Source organism: Spirillospora sp. NPDC052242 (assembly GCF_040679555.1).
In the GTDB taxonomy this organism is placed as follows: Bacteria; Actinomycetota; Actinomycetes; order Streptosporangiales; family Streptosporangiaceae; genus Spirillospora.
In genome coordinates this window covers 194,252-213,186 of sequence record NZ_JBFAUZ010000003.1, presented here as the reverse complement: position 1 = coordinate 213,186, position 18,935 = coordinate 194,252, and the positions used below count along the sequence as shown (strand labels likewise).

14 protein-coding genes and 2 tRNA genes are annotated in these 18,935 nt (G+C 73.4%); 15 read left to right on the top strand and 1 reads right to left on the bottom strand.

Translation table 11 applies throughout. The features are described 5' to 3' along the window. Positions 1–45: 45 nt before the first annotated feature. From AB0L25_RS04260 to AB0L25_RS04190, 15 genes are all read left to right on the top strand, one after another. A tRNA-Phe gene (locus tag AB0L25_RS04260) sits at positions 46–118 on the top strand. Positions 119–171: 53 nt separating this feature from the next. Continuing rightward, positions 172–244, top strand: a tRNA-Pro gene (locus tag AB0L25_RS04255). 2 nt (positions 245–246) lie between these two features. Continuing rightward, a complete protein-coding gene (locus tag AB0L25_RS04250; protein ID WP_500168472.1) occupies positions 247–2,439 on the top strand; it encodes a transcriptional regulator in 2,193 nt (730 codons plus the stop codon). Positions 2,440–2,536: 97 nt separating this feature from the next. Next, on the top strand, positions 2,537–3,007 hold the full coding sequence (locus AB0L25_RS04245; protein WP_500168470.1) for a hypothetical protein: 471 nt from the start codon (positions 2,537–2,539) through the stop codon (positions 3,005–3,007). Continuing rightward, entirely contained in the window at positions 3,007–4,383 is a 1,377-nt protein-coding gene (locus AB0L25_RS04240; protein ID WP_500168469.1) for a hypothetical protein, read from the top strand. The genes AB0L25_RS04245 and AB0L25_RS04240 overlap by 1 nt, the downstream gene beginning before the upstream one ends. After that, on the top strand, positions 4,380–5,843 hold the full coding sequence (locus AB0L25_RS04235) for a vWA domain-containing protein (RefSeq protein ID WP_500168467.1): 1,464 nt from the start codon (positions 4,380–4,382) through the stop codon (positions 5,841–5,843). Before AB0L25_RS04240 ends, AB0L25_RS04235 begins: the two co-directional genes overlap by 4 nt. A 28-nt stretch (positions 5,844–5,871) precedes the next feature. Beyond that, positions 5,872–6,981, top strand: a complete 1,110-nt coding sequence (locus tag AB0L25_RS04230; protein WP_500168466.1) for an ATP-binding protein — start codon at positions 5,872–5,874, stop codon at positions 6,979–6,981. Then, entirely contained in the window at positions 6,978–9,797 is a 2,820-nt protein-coding gene (locus AB0L25_RS04225) for a DUF5682 family protein (RefSeq protein ID WP_500168464.1), read from the top strand. The genes AB0L25_RS04230 and AB0L25_RS04225 overlap by 4 nt, the downstream gene beginning before the upstream one ends. Before the next feature lie 378 nt (positions 9,798–10,175). Then, a complete protein-coding gene (locus tag AB0L25_RS04220; RefSeq protein WP_500168462.1) occupies positions 10,176–10,694 on the top strand; it encodes an ATP-binding protein in 519 nt (172 codons plus the stop codon). Next, positions 10,691–11,518: an SAM-dependent methyltransferase gene (locus AB0L25_RS04215; protein ID WP_500168460.1), complete on the top strand. Its 828-nt coding sequence runs from the start codon at positions 10,691–10,693 to the stop codon at positions 11,516–11,518. The genes AB0L25_RS04220 and AB0L25_RS04215 overlap by 4 nt, the downstream gene beginning before the upstream one ends. Before the next feature lie 110 nt (positions 11,519–11,628). Beyond that, positions 11,629–12,675, top strand: a complete 1,047-nt coding sequence (locus AB0L25_RS04210; RefSeq protein WP_500168459.1) for a hypothetical protein — start codon at positions 11,629–11,631, stop codon at positions 12,673–12,675. Positions 12,676–12,722: 47 nt separating this feature from the next. Then, entirely contained in the window at positions 12,723–13,490 is a 768-nt protein-coding gene (locus AB0L25_RS04205) for a class I SAM-dependent methyltransferase (RefSeq protein WP_500168457.1), read from the top strand. A 26-nt stretch (positions 13,491–13,516) separates the two neighbouring features. Beyond that, the gene (locus AB0L25_RS04200; protein WP_500168455.1) at positions 13,517–14,104 is read left to right on the top strand and encodes a methyltransferase domain-containing protein; all 588 of its coding nucleotides are present in this window, start codon (positions 13,517–13,519) and stop codon (positions 14,102–14,104) included. Positions 14,105–14,267: 163 nt separating this feature from the next. Next, positions 14,268–15,395, top strand: a complete 1,128-nt coding sequence (locus AB0L25_RS04195) for an FKBP-type peptidyl-prolyl cis-trans isomerase (protein WP_500168454.1) — start codon at positions 14,268–14,270, stop codon at positions 15,393–15,395. Positions 15,396–15,577: 182 nt separating this feature from the next. Further along, the gene (locus AB0L25_RS04190; RefSeq protein ID WP_500168452.1) at positions 15,578–18,511 is read left to right on the top strand and encodes a transglycosylase domain-containing protein; all 2,934 of its coding nucleotides are present in this window, start codon (positions 15,578–15,580) and stop codon (positions 18,509–18,511) included. Between the two features lie 10 nt (positions 18,512–18,521). On the opposite strand, the gene AB0L25_RS04185 is transcribed toward AB0L25_RS04190, so the two are convergent. Further along, positions 18,522–18,896: a hypothetical protein gene (locus tag AB0L25_RS04185; RefSeq protein ID WP_500168450.1), complete on the bottom strand. Its 375-nt coding sequence runs from the start codon at positions 18,894–18,896 to the stop codon at positions 18,522–18,524. Positions 18,897–18,935 lie beyond the last annotated feature (39 nt).

Below are 18,935 nucleotides of genomic sequence, written 5' to 3'. Positions count from 1 at the left end.
GCACCTTTTGCGGCGGAATGACCGTTCGCCGTAACGTGCGCGCAGCGGCGTGTAGCTCGACCAGCAGAGCACCGGGCTGAACACCCGGAGGGTGCAGGGGCGGAGCCTGCCACGTCGGCGACGTAATCCGGTTGCCGCCGAAACGGCGGCGACCGTACGGTTCACCATGATCAGCGTGTAGCTCAGCCAGGAGAGCACCGGGCTCGGGTCCCGGAGGGCGCGGGGGCGGAACCCGCCACGCTGGCTATGAACGAGGTGCAGGCGAACCCGGGTTACGCCGCCGGGCAGATGGCCAAGGCGTTCACGACGGCGATGACGCACGAGGACGCCGACGTGCGCCGCCGCGCGGAGGAGCGGCTGGCGCGCTGGCGGCGCGTCCTCGACGGGATGGGCGACGGCTCCCTCAACGTGGGGTCGCGGACGCCCGTCGAAGGGCTCCCCGCCTGGGTGACGCTCGAGGTGGCGCGCGGCGGGTTCGCGACGGGCGCGGCCGCGGCGGGCGGCGACCTGCTCGACTTCGAGGCGGACGCGGCGCGCCGGGCCGGGGTGCCCGCGCGGCGCGCGGAGCTGTTCCGGCACATGCTCACCGAGGACGGCGTCCGCGAGCTGCGGGCGCGCCTCGACGACGGCCGGTACGAGGTCGTCCTGCCGGAGGAGTCGGCGCTGCTCGTCGTCGCGTGGCTGCTGCGGGCGGGCGACCGGGCGGGCGCGCTGGAGGTCCTGGAGGAGATCGGCCCGTTCGCCGACCGGCTGCGGTTCGTCCCGCGGCCCGGTGCGCAGCCCGCGGACGCCTCGCTCGTGCACCGCGAGCCGGTCGGGGAGATCCGGAACCGGCTCGCCGGGCGCCGCCCGAACGCGGCGATCGAGACGATGAACGAGGCGCTCGCGGTGTGGAACCCGTTCGCCGACGCGCTGCTGGAGCACTGGCTGGAGACGGTCCGGGACGGGCGCCCGCTCGCGGTCGAGCCGGACGGCTGGCGCGGGCGCGGCGCCGCGCTGCTCGCCCGGTACGAGCGGCTGGCGGCCGAGCACACCCGCTGCACGAAGCATCGCCGGCCCAAGGAGAACGCGGCGATCCTGCGGACGTCGCTGGCGGACGTGCTCGTGGGCCGCGAGCCGTCGCGGCTGCTGCGGCACGCGATCGCGTCGATGGTCGCGCGGCGCGGGACGCCCGGATCGGCGGGGCACGCGGCGCTGCGCTCGCGGCAGGCGGCGCACGCCGCGCGGCCCTCGTACCACGCGATCGCGCAGGTCGTCCTCGCCCGGCTGGCGGACGAACCGGACGCCGCGGGCATCCCGGCGGTCGAGCCGTTCGTCGGTCCGGTGACCGCGGACGAGGCGCGCCGCACGGGCGTGCCGGAGGGCACGCGGATCCCGGACTGGCTGCGGGACACGGTCGAGACCGCGCTCGAGGCCCCGGTGACGACGCTGGTGGAGCGCGGGATCGTCCCGTCGGCGGAGGTGCTGGCGGCGCTCGTGCCGCAGCTGACCGCGGCGGCGACCTCGGAGGCGTACGCGGACCCGGCGCTGCAGCGGGTGATGGCGGCGACGTACCGGGCGTTCCGGAACCGGCGGTCGCTGCTGCTGACGGACCTGGAGAGCCAGGTCCGACTGCACGAACTGCCGTGGGCGCGGGCCGCCGAACGGCACCGCGACGCGGGCGCCACGACGCCGCGGGTGCGCGGCGTCCTGACCCGGCTCGCCGAACTCGCGCTGCAGGGCTTCCCGGGCACGATCCTGCCGAACCCGCTGATCGCGGAGCTCCGCACCCTCGCCGAACGCTCGGGCCTGGACGTCCCGTTCGTGGAGGAACTCGCCGCGGACATCTTCATGGGCCGCTTCTCCGGCAAGTTCGCGAAGGCCGCCGCGCAGGCGGGGGAACTCCTCGACGGCACCCTCTACGCCCGCTACTACGGCATCGACCACCGCGCCCTGGACGCGCAGCGGTTCGGCGACCTGTGCAAGGCCCGCTCCGGCGCGACCGGCCGCTGGTCGGTCGCCGGGAACGGGATGGTCATCGAGCAGGCGCAGATCCTGACCACGCACAACCTCGCGTCCCTCGTGCACCCGGTCGGGGCCGACCCGCTGGACGGCTGGGACGGGCTCGCGCGCCGCGCGTTCGGCACCGCGTGCCGGCTCGTCCGGAAGGTCCACGGCGACCCGCACCCGTTCGGCGCGATCAAGGACGCCGCGTACGCGTGGCGGCAGGCGGTCTTCTTCCTGTCGCTGTGCGGGCTGAAGGAGCAGGTCGCGGTGGTCGCGTGGATGCAGGACGAACTCGACCGGCAGCCCCCGGGCGTCGTGCGGCGGCTCGGCCCGGTGCTCGCCGGGCTGCGGCACGTCCTGGTCGGCGGGAGCCTCGACGACGGTTCGGCCCCGCCGAACGTCCGGCGCCTGCTCGGCTGGTCGGCAGGCGGCCACTGGATGCGCGACGCCTGACGGCACGCCCGGCCGGGGCGGTTTGTCGGACCCCGCTGGGAGTGTGGATCACGGCTGAACGGTTCGTGTTCCACCGGCGGGAGGTCGTGGTTTGGGCGTGTCTGAACGGTCGAGTTCGGTGCGGGTGGTCCCGCCCGTCCGGCCGCGCAAGCTGGCGAAGGTGCCCTTCGTCGAACTCGCGGACGGGCGCCTGCAGGGCGTCGTGTCGAGCGGGTCGGACGTCGCGCGCGTGTACGTGTCGTCGATCACGGCGGGCACGCACGGGCTGAGCTGCAGCACCAACAACAACCGCCCGTGCGGCGGGCTGCGCGGGTCGTACCCCTGCAAGCACCTGCAGTCGCTCGTCGCCGAGGCCGTCCTGCAGTACGGGCGGGAGCGGGTCGAGCGGTACCTGAAGGTCGACGCGGGCGACGACGATGATCTGGTCGGCGCGCTGAACGGGACGAAGGACCCGGCGCCCGCGGCCGTGGTGTTCAACCGGTTCCTGCGGCACCTGGCGTACCTGGAGGCGCCCGCGTCGCCGGAGCCGCTGCCCGAGATGCACTGGTTCCCGGGAGGGACGCACTGATGCGGGCGGTGGGGCTCGAGGAGCTGACCGGCGGGACGCCCGCCGGGGTCGACGACGCGCTCGACCTGGTCGACGGGTTCGACGCGGCGCTGGCGGGCGGGTTCGGCCGGCTCGGCGCCGAGCAGGCGGCGGCGCTGACCGCGCTGGCCGGGGCGCTCGCCGGGTCGCCGCTGGGCGGTCCGGCGGCCGAGGCGGTCGAGAAGATCGCCGCCGGGGCCGTCGCGGAGGCGCACCTGCTGACGCTGGCCGGGGCGCGGACGGCGCTGTTCGGCTCGGTGCACGACGCGCTGCTCGCGCGGCTGGACGGCGCCGTGGGCCGGACCCGCGCGGACGTCCCGGCCGCCGCGGGCGACGACATCGCCGCGAACCTCCTCGCCGGCTGCCGGTCCTGGCTGGCCGAACTCGCGATCGCGGGCTGGCGCGGCGTCGACCACGACCTGGTGTCGGCGGCCGACCAGTTCGTCGAGGGACTGCTGAAGGAGCCGCGGCTGCGCGGCGCGGCCGTCCTGTTGGACGGGCTCGCGGCCGAACTGCGGGCGTCGTCGCCGGTCGCGACGATGGAGACGGTCCCCGAACGCCGATGGGCCGACCTGTGGGCGCGCGGGATGCTGCTGACCCGCGCGGGCGCCGCGGCGGCGACGGCCGAACCGGTGTCGGGACGCCTGCTGGTGCTCGGGGTGGACGTGCACGAGCACGGCACGTCCGTCCAGGTGCAGGTGCACGGGGTGCTGGAGGCCGGCGGCGACGCGCGGCTGGTCCGGACGGCCGTCGCCGCGTCGAAGGTCGACACCATCACGGGGCCGCAGATGTGGCGCCTCCTCGACGCCCACCCGACCCTGCTCAAGGCGCTCGCGGAACGCCGGTGCCTCAACGTCAAGGACATGGCGCTCCGCCCGAGCGGCGACCTCATCTGGGACGACGCCCAAGCGCGCGCGGGCAAGGAGGCGGATCCCTTTGCGGTGGCACGCGTGCAACTTGCGGAGGCGGTCGCGCCGGGGGTGCCGCCGCTGGACCGGCACCCGGTGCGCATCGCCGAGCCGGTGTTCCTTGAGGGGTACGCGGTGAACGGCACGGCCCTGGAACTGGACGGACGCACGATCGAGCTCGACCTCGAACGGCTGCCCGCGTGCGGCCCCGTCACCCCCGAACTCGTGCGGGCGTCGTCGTCCTGCATCGGGCTCGTCCGCTGGGACGCCGGCACGTGGCGCCTGCAACCGCTGGCCGTCCGGGCGACGGTGAAGAAGAAGCCGGTCGAGGCGTGCACGGGCGACTGGGCGCTCGGCCCGACGGACCCCAAGGTGCTCAAGGCGTCCACCCGGACCGGCGACGCCGTCGGGGTGCTGCGCGAGCGGGCGGGACGGTTGCTGCGGAAATGAGCGACATCGAGGAGAAGCGGCGGCAGGTCCTGTACTGGCGGCTGCTGGCCCGCCTGTTCGACCCGGAGGAGCGGCCCGCGCTGGAGGCGTCGAGCGTCGCGATCGTGGACGACCTCGGTCTCCCGCCCGCCCTGCTCGACCCGGGCATCTCGGTCGACACCCTGGTCCAGCGGTTCCCGGACCTCGGCCCCGAGTTCGAGGGCCTCGCCGACCTCGCCGACGCCCCGCCCGCGCCCCACCCGACCGGCGGGACGCCCGGCGGCACGGCCCCGGAGACGCCGCGCGACGCGGCCCCGGAGACACCGCGCGACGCGACCGGCGACGCCGAGCCGCGCACCCCGGCGCCGTCCGGCACGGATGGGCCCGTCGGCCACACAGACCCAGGCGCGGAGGACGCGCTCGACGCCGCCGACGCCAACGGGGCGGGCTCGGTGCGCCGCGCGGCGCTGATGTCGAAGCTGCTGCTCAACGCGTTCGCGACCGGGTCCGGTGCGGTGTCGGCGACGCACCTCGCCGACTGGCAGAAGGACGCCGGGTGGCTGAAGTGCGCGCTCGGTGAGGAGGGCGGCCGGGAGATCTCGGGGACGCTGTCGGAGCTGGAGGGCGACCTCGTCCGGCGGATGGCGCTGCGGGAGGTGCTGGCGGATTCGCGGCTGGCGGGGCGGCTGTCGCCGAGCATGTCGCTGATCGAGCAGTTGCTGCGGGACAAGGCGAACCTGTCGGGGGTCGCGCTGGCCAACGCGAAGGCGCTGATCCGCCGGTTCGTCGACGAGGTCGCCGAGGTGCTGCGGACGCAGGTGCAGCAGACGAGCGCGGGCGTGATCGACCGGTCGGTGCCGCCGAAGCGGGTGTTCCGCAACCTCGACCTCGACCGGACGATCTGGAAGAACCTGCCGAACTGGAACCCCGAGGACGAGCGGCTCTACGTCGACAAGCTGTTCTACCGGCGCACCGCGAAGCGGACGACGCCCGCGAAGATGATCGTGGTGGTGGACCAGTCGGGGTCGATGGTCGACTCGATGGTGAACTGCACGATCCTGGCGTCGATCTTCGCGGGGCTGCCGAAGGTGGACGTGCACCTGGTGGCCTACGACACGCGGGCGCTGGATCTGACGCCGTGGGTGCACGACCCGTTCGAGGTGCTGCTGCGCACGCGGCTGGGCGGCGGCACCGACGGGCGCGTCGCGCTGGAGCTGGCGCGCCCCAAGATCACCGATCCGCGCAACACGGTCGTGGTGTGGATCTCCGACTTCTACGAGTGGGCGGGCGAGGCGATCTTCGCCCAGTTCGAGGCGGTGCACCGGTCGGGGGCGAAGTTCATCCCGGTCGGGTCGGTGAACAGCTCGGGGAGCGCGGTGGTGAACCCCTGGTTCCGGGAGCGGTTCAAGGGGCTCGGGACACCGGTGATCTCGGGCCGCGTCCAGAAGCTCGTGGCCGAACTGAAGAACTTCCTGGCCTGAGGCCAGGGCACAGACGATGAGGAGAGCGATGTCCGAGATGCTGCGCGCCCCCGCCGAGGTCAAGTACGCCGAGGAGCTCGACTACCTGGAGTCGGTCGACGACGGCCCGAAGCCGTTCGCGTGGCGGCTGTCGCCCCGGATGGTGCGGCTGTTCGTGCTCGGGTCGGAGCGGGCGGACGGCCTCGACCGGGAGATCCCGCAGAAGTGGTTCGGCGACCGCAGCTTCGTGGAGCGGAGCATCGTGACGCTGGCGTCGGACCGGGGGCTGCTGCTGATCGGCGACCCGGGCACCGGCAAGAGCTGGCTCGCGGAGCTGCTGTCGGCGGCGATCTGCCGGAACTCGACGCTGGTCGTGCAGGGCACGGCCGGCACCACCGAGGACCACATCAAGTACTCGTGGAACGTGTCCATGGTGATCGCGAAGGGGCAGTCGCGGGAGTCGATGATCCCGTCGCCGATCATGACGGCGATGGAGTCGGGCGTGATCGGCCGGTTCGAGGAGCTGACCCGCTCGACGAGCGACGTGCAGGACGCGCTGATCTCGATCCTGTCGGAGAAGTACGTGTCGATCCCCGAGCTGGACGACGACAACATCGTGTTCGCGCAGCCCGGGTTCTCGATCATCGCGACGGCGAACAGCCGGGACCGGGGCGTGAACGACCTGTCGTCCGCGCTGAAGCGGCGGTTCAACTTCGTCCGGATCCCGGTGGTGACGAACAAGAAGAGCGAGGCGGAGATCGTCCGGTTCCGGACGGCGGAGCTGCTGCGCCGCCACGAGATCGACCTGGAGGTGCCGCCGACGCTGCTGGACGTCCTGCTGCAGAGCTTCTCGGACCTGCGGGCCGCCGCCGAGTCGGCGACCAGCGACGACGAGAAGCTGGAGTCGGCGCTGTCGACGGCCGAGCAGATCGGCGTCCTGGAGGACGCGATCCTGCACAGCCAGTTCTTCGGCGACCGGACGCTGAAGGCGGAGACGCTCGGCAGCTCGCTCGTCGGGTCGCTGGCCCGCCGCGCCCCGGAGGACCTGGCGATCCTCAACAAGTTCTGGCACGGGGTCGTCGAGCCGCGCGGCAAGGACGACGGCACGTGGCGGGGCTTCCTGGAGGGCGGCCGCGACACGATCGCGACGCTCTCATGAGCGGGACCGCCACGAAGGCCACGGCCACGGGGGTGTTCGATCCGCTCCGCGAGCAGCTCCTCGACGCGGCCCGCGCGTTCGGCGGCGACTCCGGCGAGGACGGGGTCGCAAGGCTGCTCGCGGCGATGGTCGACGACGTGGACCGGGCGCTCCGGGAGGAACTGGAGATCTTCCCGGTGTGCCACCACTCGCCCGCGTCGGCGCTGGCGATGGCGCGGCGGCTGCGGGAGAAGCGGCCGAAGGTCGTCTACCTGGAGCTGTGCGAGGACTTCGCGCCGCTGCTGGCGGAGCTGAAGAACTGCCGGCTGCCGGTGGCGCTGCAGTCGTTCGCGAACGAGCTGGACGGGTTCCCGAAGAAGTGGGCGCCGCTGAGCGTGATCGCGCCGATCACCGAGGCGTCCGCCGAGTACCAGGCGATCGCGTACGCGCAGGAGACCGCCGGGGTCGAGCTGGTGCTGGTCGACCGGTCCACCGACCACGTCTACCAGTGGGACCCGCCCGAGCCCGACGGCCCCGCCGAACCGGGCGTCCCGGACGGTTCCGGCGACGAGGACGCGCTGCACGGCGACGCCGTCGGCGTCGAGATCGGCGGCTTGCGGCCCGGGTTCGCCGAACTGGAGGAGCATCTGCTGCACCACGGGAAGGTGCGGCACTGGTCGGAATGGTGGGACCAGTACGTCGAGCAGCCGCTCGTGGGCGCCGACTACGCGACGTACCGGCAGGTCATGACGCTGATCGGCAGCCTGTTCCGGCGGCTGGACCCGAACGCCCGCGACCGGGAGCGGAACGAGCGCCGTGAGCGGTTCATGTGGACGCGGATGCGCGAGCACATCGCCGCGACGGGCGCCGACCCGGCCGACTGCCTGTACGTGTGCGGCGCGGCGCACGCCGTCAGCCGGGTCGACCAGTTCGGGCTGCGCCCGGAGGCGGCGGAGCCGTTCGAGATCCCGCCGCGCACCGGCACGAAGTGGCGGTACGGGCTGATCCCGTCGAGCCATTCGGCGATCGAGGCGCAGTTCGGGCTGGCGTCGGGGTCGGTGTCGATCGCGGCGGCGACGTTCGCGAAGGCCGTCAAGCGCGGCGGGGTGACCCCGTTCCGGCTGAAGGGGCAGCGGAGCGCCGCCGCCGGGCGGAAGAAGGCCCCGGCGCCCGCCGCCCCGGCGGGCGCGGAGGTCGCCGACCGGCTGTCGGGGTTCCTGGCCCGGCCGCCCGCCCTCGACCCGCTGGACGAGTCGGAGCTGCTCGGCTGGTGCGTCGACATCGTCGGGCTCGCGCGCCGCAACGGGTACCTGGCGTCCACCGCCGACGCGATCGCCGTGTTCGAGACGTCCGTCCTGCTCGCGGGGATGCGGGGCCGGACCCGCCCGACCCCGTACGACTTCCAGGACGCCGCCGTCACCTGCATCGAGAAGGACCGGGTGCCGGGGCGCCGGGACGTGGCGCGGCTGTGCGAGATCCTGCTCGGCGGCGACCGGGTCGGGCAGGTCGGGTACGAGTCGCTGCCGCCGCTGGCCCGCGACGTCCTCGACCGGCTGGAGCCGCTGGGCCTCGACCTCGGCAAGCGGACGGTGCAGCGGGCGCTGCTGAACCTCGACGCCGACCCGGACCTGCGCCCGTGCTCCGACCTGCTGTGGGTGCTGCGGCGGCTGCTGCCCGACGACGCCGTCCGCCCGATCATGGGCGCGCGGGAGCTGGGCGAACGGTCCATCCAGGAGAGCTGGGACCTGGCGATCGGCCGCAACCAGCGGTCGCTCGTCGAGCTCGGCTACGAGGGCGTCACCGCCGAGCAGGTCCTCGAACGCCGCCTGCGGCGCGCCGTGTACGACCCGAAGGCGACGGCGGCCGCGGCGCTGCGCGCGGTCGAGGACGCCGTCGTCTACCTGGGCGCGCACCGGTTCGCGGACGAACTGGGCGCGCGGGCCGTCGAGCTGCTCGCCGCCGAGCGGACCGTGGACGACGCGCCCGAGGTGCTGCGCCGGATCCGGCGGCTCCTCGCGCACTACCGCGCGACCGAGCCGGAGCTGCCGCAGTGGTGCCGCGAGTTCGTCACCGCCGGGTACACGCACTACTGCACGCTGCTGCCGACCGCGTTCGTGGACGAGCACTCGGGCGTCCGGCAGGTCGCGGCGATGCTCGGGTTCCTGCTCGGGATGGAGAGCCTCGCGCTGTCGCTCGGCTGCGACCGGGCGCAGCTCGAACTGGCGGTGCGGCAGTCGCATCCGGAGGCGCCCGCGAAGGTCGCGCTGCTGTGGGCGGCGAAGTCGCAGCTCGGCCTGATGCCGCTGGCGGACGTCCGGGCCCGGTGCGACGAACTGCTCGCGTCGCCCCTGTCGATCCCGTCGTTCCCGCACTACCTGAGCGGTTTCGTGCAGGCGCTCGATCCCGCGCCCGCGCTGGCGCCGCTCGTCGTCGAGGTCCTGTCGAAGGCGTTCGGGCGGCTCCCGGACCGGGTGCTGCTGCCCTGGCTGCCGAAGCTGATCACGACGTTGAAGGACCACGCGCGGGAGATGGTGCCCGTGCTCGTCCACGAGGCGTCCCGCACGTTCCCGGGTTCCCTCCCGGCCCTGGACGCGTGGACGCCCCCGTGGTCGGGCCCGGCGGCGGCCCCGGCGGCGATCGCCGCACCGTCCGCCGCGTCCGGTCCGGTGACGGACCTGCTGGCGGGGCACCCGGCGGCCCCCGAGGCCGTCGCCGCGCTGCTGGGCCACCCGGTGGAGTGGCACTCGGCCCCGGCCGCCGCCGCCGGCGAGGCCGCGGCCCTGGTGGCGCGGCACCCCGAGGCACCCGAGGCGGTCGCGGCACTGCTCGTCCGGTGACCGCGCGTCATGCGGCCCCGCCCCCGGCCCGGGGGCGGGGCCGCGGAGCCGTACGCGGCGTTCCTCGTTCCGCGATGGCTCGACGGGACGGGTCCGGGTCGTCCGCTCCGTCGCCGTCGGGGGTGAGCGGCCGGTTCGTTACCGGATCGGTATGCGGTGGATCTTGGACGGTGCGTGACGCGGTGCAGGCGGGCGCTAGGTGCTTGCGCGCGCGCAAGCGACCGTGACCGGGGCCCGTGCGCTGCGTCAGAGTGTGTGTCGTGCGAGCGGAACGCCAGGTCGCCCGCAGTGTTCCACGCCCATGCCGAGACTCCCACCAGGTCATGGAACATGATGTTCGCTTACAGCCCGACACGGAGACGTGAATCCGTCGCTGCCATGAACTCCACCGACACGTGGTCCGGGACGCCGGTGCTCGTCCCGGTCTCCGCACCCGCACTGGAACTCTCCGCCCCAGCCGCCCGCACCAACGGCTCGTCCGGCCGGCTGATCGGGGAGATCGACCTCGCCGCCACGCCGCCCGCCGTGCGGCTCGCCCGGTCCTACGTCCGCGAACTCGTCGGGCAGCACTTCGGCGCCGACCGGTCCCGGCTCGGCGACCTGGAGCTGCTGACGAGCGAGGCCATGACGAACGCGGTGCTGCACGGCCGGCCGCGGCCGGACGGCACCGTGATGCTGGCGGTCCTGCACATCGACCGGTTCGTCCGCGTGGAGATCACCGACGGGGGGCCGCCGCCGGGACGTCCCGGCGGGCCGGACGAACCGGGCCCGGCGGACGGCCGGGCGCTGGCGCTGATGCAGGCGCTCGCCGCCGACTTCGGCGTCCACCGGGGCCCGCACGGGACGGCCGTGTCCTGGTTCGGGATCGCGGTCGACGAGGGGTGGCGGCTGCCGTGACGCGGGGGGTCGCGTTGAGCGCGGGCCGCCGGCCCGGTCCGTCCCGGGACGGGGACGGGGACGGCGGCGGGCGCCTCGGCGGGGACCTCCCGAACATCGCGCGGATGTGCGACTACTACCTCGGCGGAAAGGACAACTACGCGCTCGACCGGGAATCGGCCGAGCGGGCGCTTCGGCGGGCGCCGGTGATCACGCGGCTCGTCCAGGCGAACAGGGGCTTCCTGGAACACGCCGCACGGATCCTCGCCGAGACGGAGGGGGTGCGGCAGTTCGCGGACATCGGCTGCGGACTGCCCGCGCCCGTCAACGTCGCCGACGTCGTCCGGCGCGCCGACCCGTCCTGCCGCGTCGCCTACGTCGACAACGACCCGATGGTGCTGGTCCACGCGCGCGCGTTGCTCGCCGCGGAACCCGGCACGGCGGCCGTCGAGGGCGACCTGCGCGACCCGGCGGGGCTGCTCGCCCGGCTGCGCGGCCCGCTCGACCTCGACCGGCCGGTCGGGGTGCTGCTGTGCGGGGTGCTGGAGTTCCTCACCGACGCGGACGACCCGCCCGGCGTCGTCCGGGCGCTGGTCGACGGCCTCCCGCCGGGCAGCCGCGTCGCGCTCACGCACATCGAGCGGACGCCCGAACTGGACGAACTGGGCGCGCGCGGCCACGAGACGGGGCTGCCGTTCACGCCGCGGAGCCGGGCGGAGATCGAGCGGATCTGCGGGGCGCTCGAAATGACCGGCCCGTACCCGGCCGCCCTGCCGCTCGCCGGTCCGGGCCGCCGGTCCGGTCCGGCGCCGCTCGTCGGCTGCATCGGCCGCAGGCCGGACTGACCCGGGGGCGCCGCATGCCGTGTCTCCGCGCGTCCGCCGTTCCGGAGCGCCCGAAGGGCCCCGTTTCGCTACGATCGGACCGTTCATACCTGCCACTCCCGGGACGGGCGATGACCGCGGACGGCGAGCCGAAGTCACTCTCCGAGATCACCAAGGACATGGGCCTGAACATGTCCGACGTGGCGGCGTTCTCGGGGCTGGACGAGAGCACCGTGTTCCGGTTGTGGGACAACGCGGAGTGGCTCGACCGGGTGACCGGGCGGTCGCTGCAGGCCCTGATGTCGTCGATCCCGGGGATCGCCGAGTACGCGATGGCGCACGCCGTCCGCAAGCGCCGCGACGCGCTGGTCGCCGACCTGCACGACGCGGGCCTTGAAGTGAACGTGGACGTCCTGGAGCGGTCGACGCTCCCGCAGCAGCACCTGCTGAACGCCCTGGAGGCGGGGCTGCACATCGTCCGCGGGCAGGCGACGCAGAAGACGTCGTCGTTCATCGCCCGGTTCTGGGGCCGCGAGCAGGACAGCGCGCTGGAGTCGCTCTACTCGGCCGAGCCCGGCCAGGGCCTGCTGCGCAACCCGCAGCGGCTCTTCGAGTCGTCGGTCGACCTGGCGCCGCGGCTGAACCGCAAGTCGTACTCGTTCCACTCGATCCTGGCGCTGAACATCCTGACGCACCAGGTCAGCAAGGTCGGCGCCGAACTGGAGACCGACCTCGGATTCGAGGTGCCCGGACGGCAGGACGCGTTCATGATGCGCGGCGTCGTCATGGGCCAGCTGATCAAGACCGGTGATCTCGACCTCGCCGAGCGCTACCGCAGGGAACTGGACGCCACGCCCGTCTACGCGGCGCTGGAGGAGTGGTCGTTCCCCACGTACATGCGGGACGGGCGGATCAGCTCCGACTTCACGCTCCCCAGCTCGCTGTCGCTGCGCAACACCGCGAACGAGGTCCTGCGGGAGATCACCGCCTACAACGACGCCTGCGTGTACTACCTGGCGTCCACGTACGTTCCGCTCGCGCTGAAGCGCGACCCCGCGTTCGGCGGGAAGCTCCCGGAGCTGGTCCGGGCGCTGCAGCTGCGGATGGCCGACTGCACGGACCGCAGGGTCCGTGCGACCTGCGACACGCTGGTGCGTCGGCTCAAGGGCCACATCTGAATCGACGGCCCGGAAGCGGGCGTGATGACGGGAAGAATGGGGAGCCGGTGGAGGACACGGCGGAAGCGATCGCGAAGCTGACGCGGCAGCGATGGGAGGACAACGCCGAGTACTGGGTCCGGGTGATCCGGGAGCGCCGCGACCGGTACCGGACCGAGCTGACCGACGCGGCCGTCCTCGACGCGATCGGCGACACCGCGGGCCTGCGCGTCCTGGACGCCGGATGCGGCGAGGGGTACGTCGCCCGGACGCTCGCCGCGCAGGGCGCCGACGTCCTCGGCGTGGACGTGTCGCAGGGGCTGATCGACGCGGCCGCCGCGGCCGCCCCGCCGGGCGGCGGGGGCTCGCTCTCGTTCGTCCGCGCGGGCGTCGACGACGTCCCGGCCGCGGACGCCGAGTTCGACCTCGTCGTCTGCAACCACCTGTTCAGCCACCTGCAGGACCCGACGGCCGCGATCGGCGAGTTCGCGCGGGTGCTGCGCAGCGGCGGGCGGCTGGTGGTGCTGACCCTGCACCCCTGCTTCTACGTGGAGAACTCCGAGCAGGGCGCGATGAACAGCGTCCCGGCGTCCCGCTACTTCCGGCCGCGCGGCGTCGACCAGCACTTCAACGTGGACGGCCTGGAGTCCCCCGCGATGATCACGTCGTGGCTGCGGCCCCTCGAGTACTACTCTGGAACGCTCCGAGACGCCGGTTTCGTGATCGCCGACCTGCGGGAGCCGCACCCGACGCCGGAGCAGCTGCGGGACGACCCGTGGTGGCGCAAGGGCTTCCCGACGGCCCTGTTCATGCTGCTGATCGCGGAGCGCCGCTAGCCTCGGGGCGCCGCTAGCCTCAGGGCATGGACGACAGCGTGCCGCCCGACCTGGCCGACCACCCCGACCGCCTGCGGTGGAACGCCAAGTACGCGCCGGACGGGCGGGACGGGCCGGTGCGCTCGGCGCACCCCCTGGCGGCCGAGGCGCTCCGCGCGGCCCCGGACGGGCCCGTCCTCGACCTCGCGTGCGGGCCGTCCGGCGCGGCGCTGCTCGCGGCCGAGGCCGGACGCACCGTCACCGCGGTGGACATCTCGGACGTCGCCCTCGCCCGGCTCGGCGCCGCGGCCCGCCGCCGCGGGCTCGCCGCACGGATCACGCTCGTCCAGGCCGACCTCGGGACGTGGCGGCCGCCGGCCGCGGCGTTCGCGGCCGTCCTGTGCACGGGGTTCTGGGACCGCGCCGCCTTCGCCGCCGCCGTGGCCGCCGTCGCGCCCGGCGGCGTGCTGGCGTGGGAGGCGTTCACGGCGGAGGCGCGCCGGGACCGCCCGCACCTGCCCGCCGAATGGTGCCTGGGCCCCGGGGAGCCCGCGTCCCTGCTCCCGGACGGCTTCCGCGTCCTCGACCAGCGGGACGTGCAGGGCGGGAAGCGTCGCGTGCTGGCTCGGAGTTAGTACGCTGGGTGCCGCTTCCAAGCCGCCGAGCGGCCCCTTCATGGGGGTATGACCGGTAGATTGCGGGTCGGCCTCCTTCACGCGGTTTTCACACTGCGCTTAGCCCGGGCCTGGAAGGGTGGTCAATCCGTGTTGTCGTCGAACCCGGAGCGAGTGAGGAAACATGTCCGAGGATGACAAGCCCCGGGGCGAACCGGCGGTCAAGGCGAAGATCCCCAACGCCAAGAGCATCCGGAGCCCGGAGTTCACCCCGCACGGCATCAGCGCCGGACGCGGCAGCGGCCTGAACCGGCCTTCCGCGCTCACCGCCAAGCAGGCGAAGCGCCGCCGCATCGCGGCGATCGCGGGCGCCGTCGTCGCCGTCGTCGCCATCGCGGGCGGCACGACCTACTACCTGACCCGCCCGGACCCGGCGGTGTCCGTCACCGGCGCCTTCGGCAAGGCGCCCAAGGTCGAGATCCCGACCGAGGTCGCGCCGCCCGAGACGCTGCAGGTCTCGACCCCGATCGTGGGCGAGGGGGCCAAGGTCGCCAAGGGCGACACCGCGTTCCTGCAGTTCGTGTATTACAAGTGGTCCCCGAAGGACGACCCGGAGGACTCGAAGGTCAAGAGCGCCAGCGAGAAGTCCGAGAGCACCTACGACCAGGGCGACGGCGTCACGACGATCAAGGTCGGCGAGAGCCCGGTGAAGGGCCTCGACGAGGCCCTCGTGGGCAAGGCCGTCGGCAGCCGCATCGTCGTGGAGGTCCCGCCGGGCAAGGGCTTCGGCGACCAGGGCGCCCAGCTCGGCATCGCCAAGACCGACTCGCTGCTGTTCGTCGCCGACATCCGCGCGTCCGTCGCGCAGAACGCGGTCCCGAAGGGCACCGAGAAGAAGGTCGACGACGACTCCCTGCCCACCGTCGAGGACAAGGGCGCCGGCAAGGCACCCGAGGTCAAGATCCCCGACGAGGACGCGCCCAAGGAGCTGAAGGCCGTCACCCTCATCGAGGGCACCGGGCCCGCCCTGGCCAAGGGCGACAAGGCCATCATGAACTACCAGGGGCGGCTCTGGCGGAACGGCGAGGTCTTCGACTCCAGCTGGGAGAGCGGCCAGATGCAGGCGTTCCCGATCGGTGAGGGCGCCACCATCCCCGGCTTCGACAAGGGCCTGACCGGCGTCAAGGTCGGCAGCCGCGTCATGCTCGTCCTCCCGCCGAAGGAGGGCTACGGCGAGCAGGGCAACCCGCAGGCCGGGATCAAGGGCGACGACACCCTCGTGTTCATCGTGGACGTCCTCGCCAAGTTCTGAGACCGACATGTTCTGAGACCGAGCGCACTTTCGCGAGCGGCGGGACCCGGAACCGGGTTCCGCCGCTCACGCGTTCTCCGATGACGACAACCGCGCGGGGACGTCGGCCGTCCTTCTCATCGACGGCTCGCCGCACCGACCCCCTCGGGTATCGTCGGTAACGCATTGATCACGGGGGGCTTGTGAGCAACAGGAGAAAAGGCGCCGGGCGCGCCCGGGACGGCGACGGCACCGCGCCCGACCAGGCGTCCGAGCAGACGCCCGGACCGACGTCCGAGCAGGCGGAATCCGCGACTCCACCCCCGTCCGAATCCGAAAAAAGCCGCGAGAAGGACATATCTCAGAACGGCGACAAGGCGCCAGGAGCCCCCATCCCTCACGACGACGAATCCCCGCAGACACCCCCCGAATCGGAACGCCCCGCCCCCGATTCCCCGCCCTCCGCGACTCCCCCGCCATCCCCCGCCCCGGACGACCCGGCGGACGACCCGGCGGACGACCCGGCGGACGACGAGACGAACCGCGAGACGGTCGACGCGGACGACGCGGGCACCGACGACGCAGACGACGCGGGAACACGCGACGCGGAAGAGGCGCGCGGGCCGGGCGCCGAACCGGAGGCGGGCGACGCGGACGCGGACGTCCGCCCGTCCGACGAGAACGACCCCGGCGGCGCGGACGAGACCGGCCGGAACGAGACCGGCCCGCCCGCGACCGGTGCGGACGGCATCGACGACGGCGGCGGCGGCGCGCCGGGAGGCTTCGGCGATCGACCTGTGGGAACGGGTGCCGGGGAGATGATCGTCGATCCGGGCGGGACGCCCGCGGGCGGCGAGGATCGGGGACGCGCGGAGGGCGCGTCCGAGGCGAGGACTGCGTCGGGGGGCGTGGTGTCCGAGGAAGGACCGGACGGGCCCGGGAAGAAGGGCCCCGGGAAGAAGACGCGCAGCCGGAAGCGGCGGATCATGCGGCGGACCGTGTTCGCCGTGCTGGGGTTCCTCGGGTTCTGCGCGGTGGCGTTCGCCGTCGCGTACCTGTTCACCCCGGTGCCGTCGCCGCAGGAGAAGGCGCTCGCGCAGGGGCCGATCTTCTACTACGCCGACGGCAAGACCCAGATCGCCAAGACCGGCGTGAACCGGACGGCGGTGGAGCTCGACCGGATCCCCGAGCACGTCCGGAACGCGGTGATCGCGGCGGAGAACCAGACCTTCTACGACGACCCCGGGGTGTCGCTCCAGGGGACGACGCGCGCCGTGTGGTCGACCGTGACCGGCAAGCAACTCCAGGGCGGGTCGACGATCACCCAGCAGATGGTGCGGAACTACTACGGCGGCATCGGCCGGGAGCAGACGGTCACCCGGAAGCTCAAGGAGATCATGGTCGCCCTGAAGGTCGACCAGTCGAAGTCGAAGGACTGGATCCTCGAGCAGTACCTCAACACCATCTACTTCGGGCGCAACGCGTACGGCGTGCAGGCCGCCGCGAAGGCGTACTACGGCAAGGACGTCAGCGAGCTGACGGCGGCGGAGGGCGCGTACCTCGCCGCGGCGATCCAGCAGCCGAGCAACTTCTCCGAGCTGACCGAGGAGAACCAGGCGCGCGTCCAGGCGCGGTGGCGGTCGGTGCTCGGCAACATGGCCGAGAACGGCATGCTGACGTCGGCGCAGGCGTCCTCGATGCGGTTCCCCGAGCCCGTGGAGCAGCACGTCACGGACATCCTCAAGGGCCAGAAGGGCTACATGGTCAACGTGGCCCGCAAGGAGCTCGTCGAGCGGCGCGGGTACACCGAGGACGAGATCAACCGCAGCGGCCTGAAGATCACCACGACGTTCGACAAGCGGCTGATGGACGCCGCGAAGGAGGCCGTCGAGTCGAACGTCCCGGAGGGGACGAGCAAGAAGATCCGGGCCGGCCTCATCTCCGTGGACCCGGCCACCGGGCAGGTCGTGGGCTTCTACGGCGGACGCGGCTACCTCGAGGAGGCGCTGACCAGCACGTTCGGCGACTGGGCGCAGGCCGGGTCCGGGTTCAAGCCGATCGCGCTGATCGCCGCGCTCGACGCGGGCAAGTCGCTGTCCACGACGTACGACGGCAGCTCGCCGATCTACATCAACGGCACCCCGATCAAGAACGACGGCGGCCGGAGCTTCGGGACGGTCAACCTCGCGCAGGCCACGCAGAACTCGATCAACACCGCGTACGTGAACCTCGGCCGGGACATCGGCAACGACACCATCCTCGAGATGGCGGAGAAGCTGGGCATCCCGTCGTCGCAGATCACCGAGGGCCAGCGGGGCGCCGCGACGCTGCCGCTCGGCATCGTGTCGCTGCACCCGGTGCAGCAGGCGGGCGTGTACTCGGCGTTCGCGGCCGAGGGCGTGTTCCGGCAGCCGTACACGGTCAAGGCGGTCACCGACAACGAGGGCCACAAGCGCACGTTCACCGAGAAGGGCGAGCGGGCGTTCGGCGCCCAGGACGCCCGGGACGCCACGTACGCGATGCAGCGGGTCGTCCAGTACGGCACGGGGACGGGCGCGCAGCTCCCGGACGGGCGCGACGTCGCGGGCAAGACGGGCACCACGGACGAGGGCAAGGCGATCTGGTTCAACGGGTTCATCCCGCAGATGGCGACGAGCGTGGCGATGTTCCACAGCGAACGCAAGCCGCTCAACATCCCCGGATACGGGGCGTACGGCGGGGCGCTCCCGGCGCAGATCTGGCGCTCGTACATGTCCGAGGCCGTCCGGATCGCCGACCTCGAGCCGAAGTCGTTCGGCGAGCCGTCGACGCGTCCGGGCGGCGGCTACGGCGGGGCGCCGCAGACCGGCGGGACCGAGGACCGCGGCGACCCCGAGCCGACCGGCCCGTCCGACGCCCCGCCGTCCCAGGGACCGGAGGAGCCGGAGGGCCCGCCCCCGCCGACCGGCGACGGCGGCGGCACGGCCCCGCCCGACCCGGGCGGCGGCGGAGGCGACAACGGCGGCGGCGGTGGCGACGACGGCGGTGGCGGTGACACCGGCGGCGGAGGCGACAACGGCGGCGGTGGCGGTGGCGACGGCGGAGGCGGCGGCGATCCCGGCGGCGGCGGGGGCGACCCGCCCGGCGGGACGGGCTGACCGCCCCCGGTCACCCGTCGCAGACGGCGCCGATCTTCGCGGGCGCGTCCCGCAGGGCGGCGTCCAGTTCGGCGACGTCGCCCTCCGCGAGCCGGCCCGACGCGGCCCGAAGGCGGGCGGTCTGCTTCTGGAGGACGTCCTTCAGCTGCGGATCGTCCGCCTTCTTCGCGAGCGCGTCCACGCGCCCCGCGAAGCTCTGCGTCGCCTGCCGCCACGTGCCCTGGTCCGACGCGGACGCCCGCTCGATCTCGTCCGTGAACCGCCGGTACTCCGCGGTGACGGACGCGCACACCTCGTCGGAGTTGCCGCTGAGCACACCGCACCCGCCCAGCAGTCCCGCGGCGCCCGCCAGCAGCACGGCCCCGGCAAGTGTCCGAATCGGCATTGATTCCTCCCGCTCGATGCACGTTCGCCCCCGCACATA

Coding starts and splice junctions, on each gene's coding strand:
- AB0L25_RS04250 (WP_500168472.1), top strand. CDS start 247: ATGAACGAGGTGCAGGCGAACCCGGGTTACGCCGCCGGGCAGATGGCC.
- AB0L25_RS04240 (WP_500168469.1), top strand. CDS start 3,007: ATGCGGGCGGTGGGGCTCGAGGAGCTGACCGGCGGGACGCCCGCCGGG.
- AB0L25_RS04235 (WP_500168467.1), top strand. CDS start 4,380: ATGAGCGACATCGAGGAGAAGCGGCGGCAGGTCCTGTACTGGCGGCTG.
- AB0L25_RS04230 (WP_500168466.1), top strand. CDS start 5,872: ATGTCCGAGATGCTGCGCGCCCCCGCCGAGGTCAAGTACGCCGAGGAG.
- AB0L25_RS04225 (WP_500168464.1), top strand. CDS start 6,978: ATGAGCGGGACCGCCACGAAGGCCACGGCCACGGGGGTGTTCGATCCG.
- AB0L25_RS04220 (WP_500168462.1), top strand. CDS start 10,176: ATGAACTCCACCGACACGTGGTCCGGGACGCCGGTGCTCGTCCCGGTC.
- AB0L25_RS04210 (WP_500168459.1), top strand. CDS start 11,629: ATGACCGCGGACGGCGAGCCGAAGTCACTCTCCGAGATCACCAAGGAC.
- AB0L25_RS04200 (WP_500168455.1), top strand. CDS start 13,517: ATGGACGACAGCGTGCCGCCCGACCTGGCCGACCACCCCGACCGCCTG.
- AB0L25_RS04195 (WP_500168454.1), top strand. CDS start 14,268: ATGTCCGAGGATGACAAGCCCCGGGGCGAACCGGCGGTCAAGGCGAAG.
- AB0L25_RS04185 (WP_500168450.1), bottom strand. CDS start 18,896: ATGCCGATTCGGACACTTGCCGGGGCCGTGCTGCTGGCGGGCGCCGCG.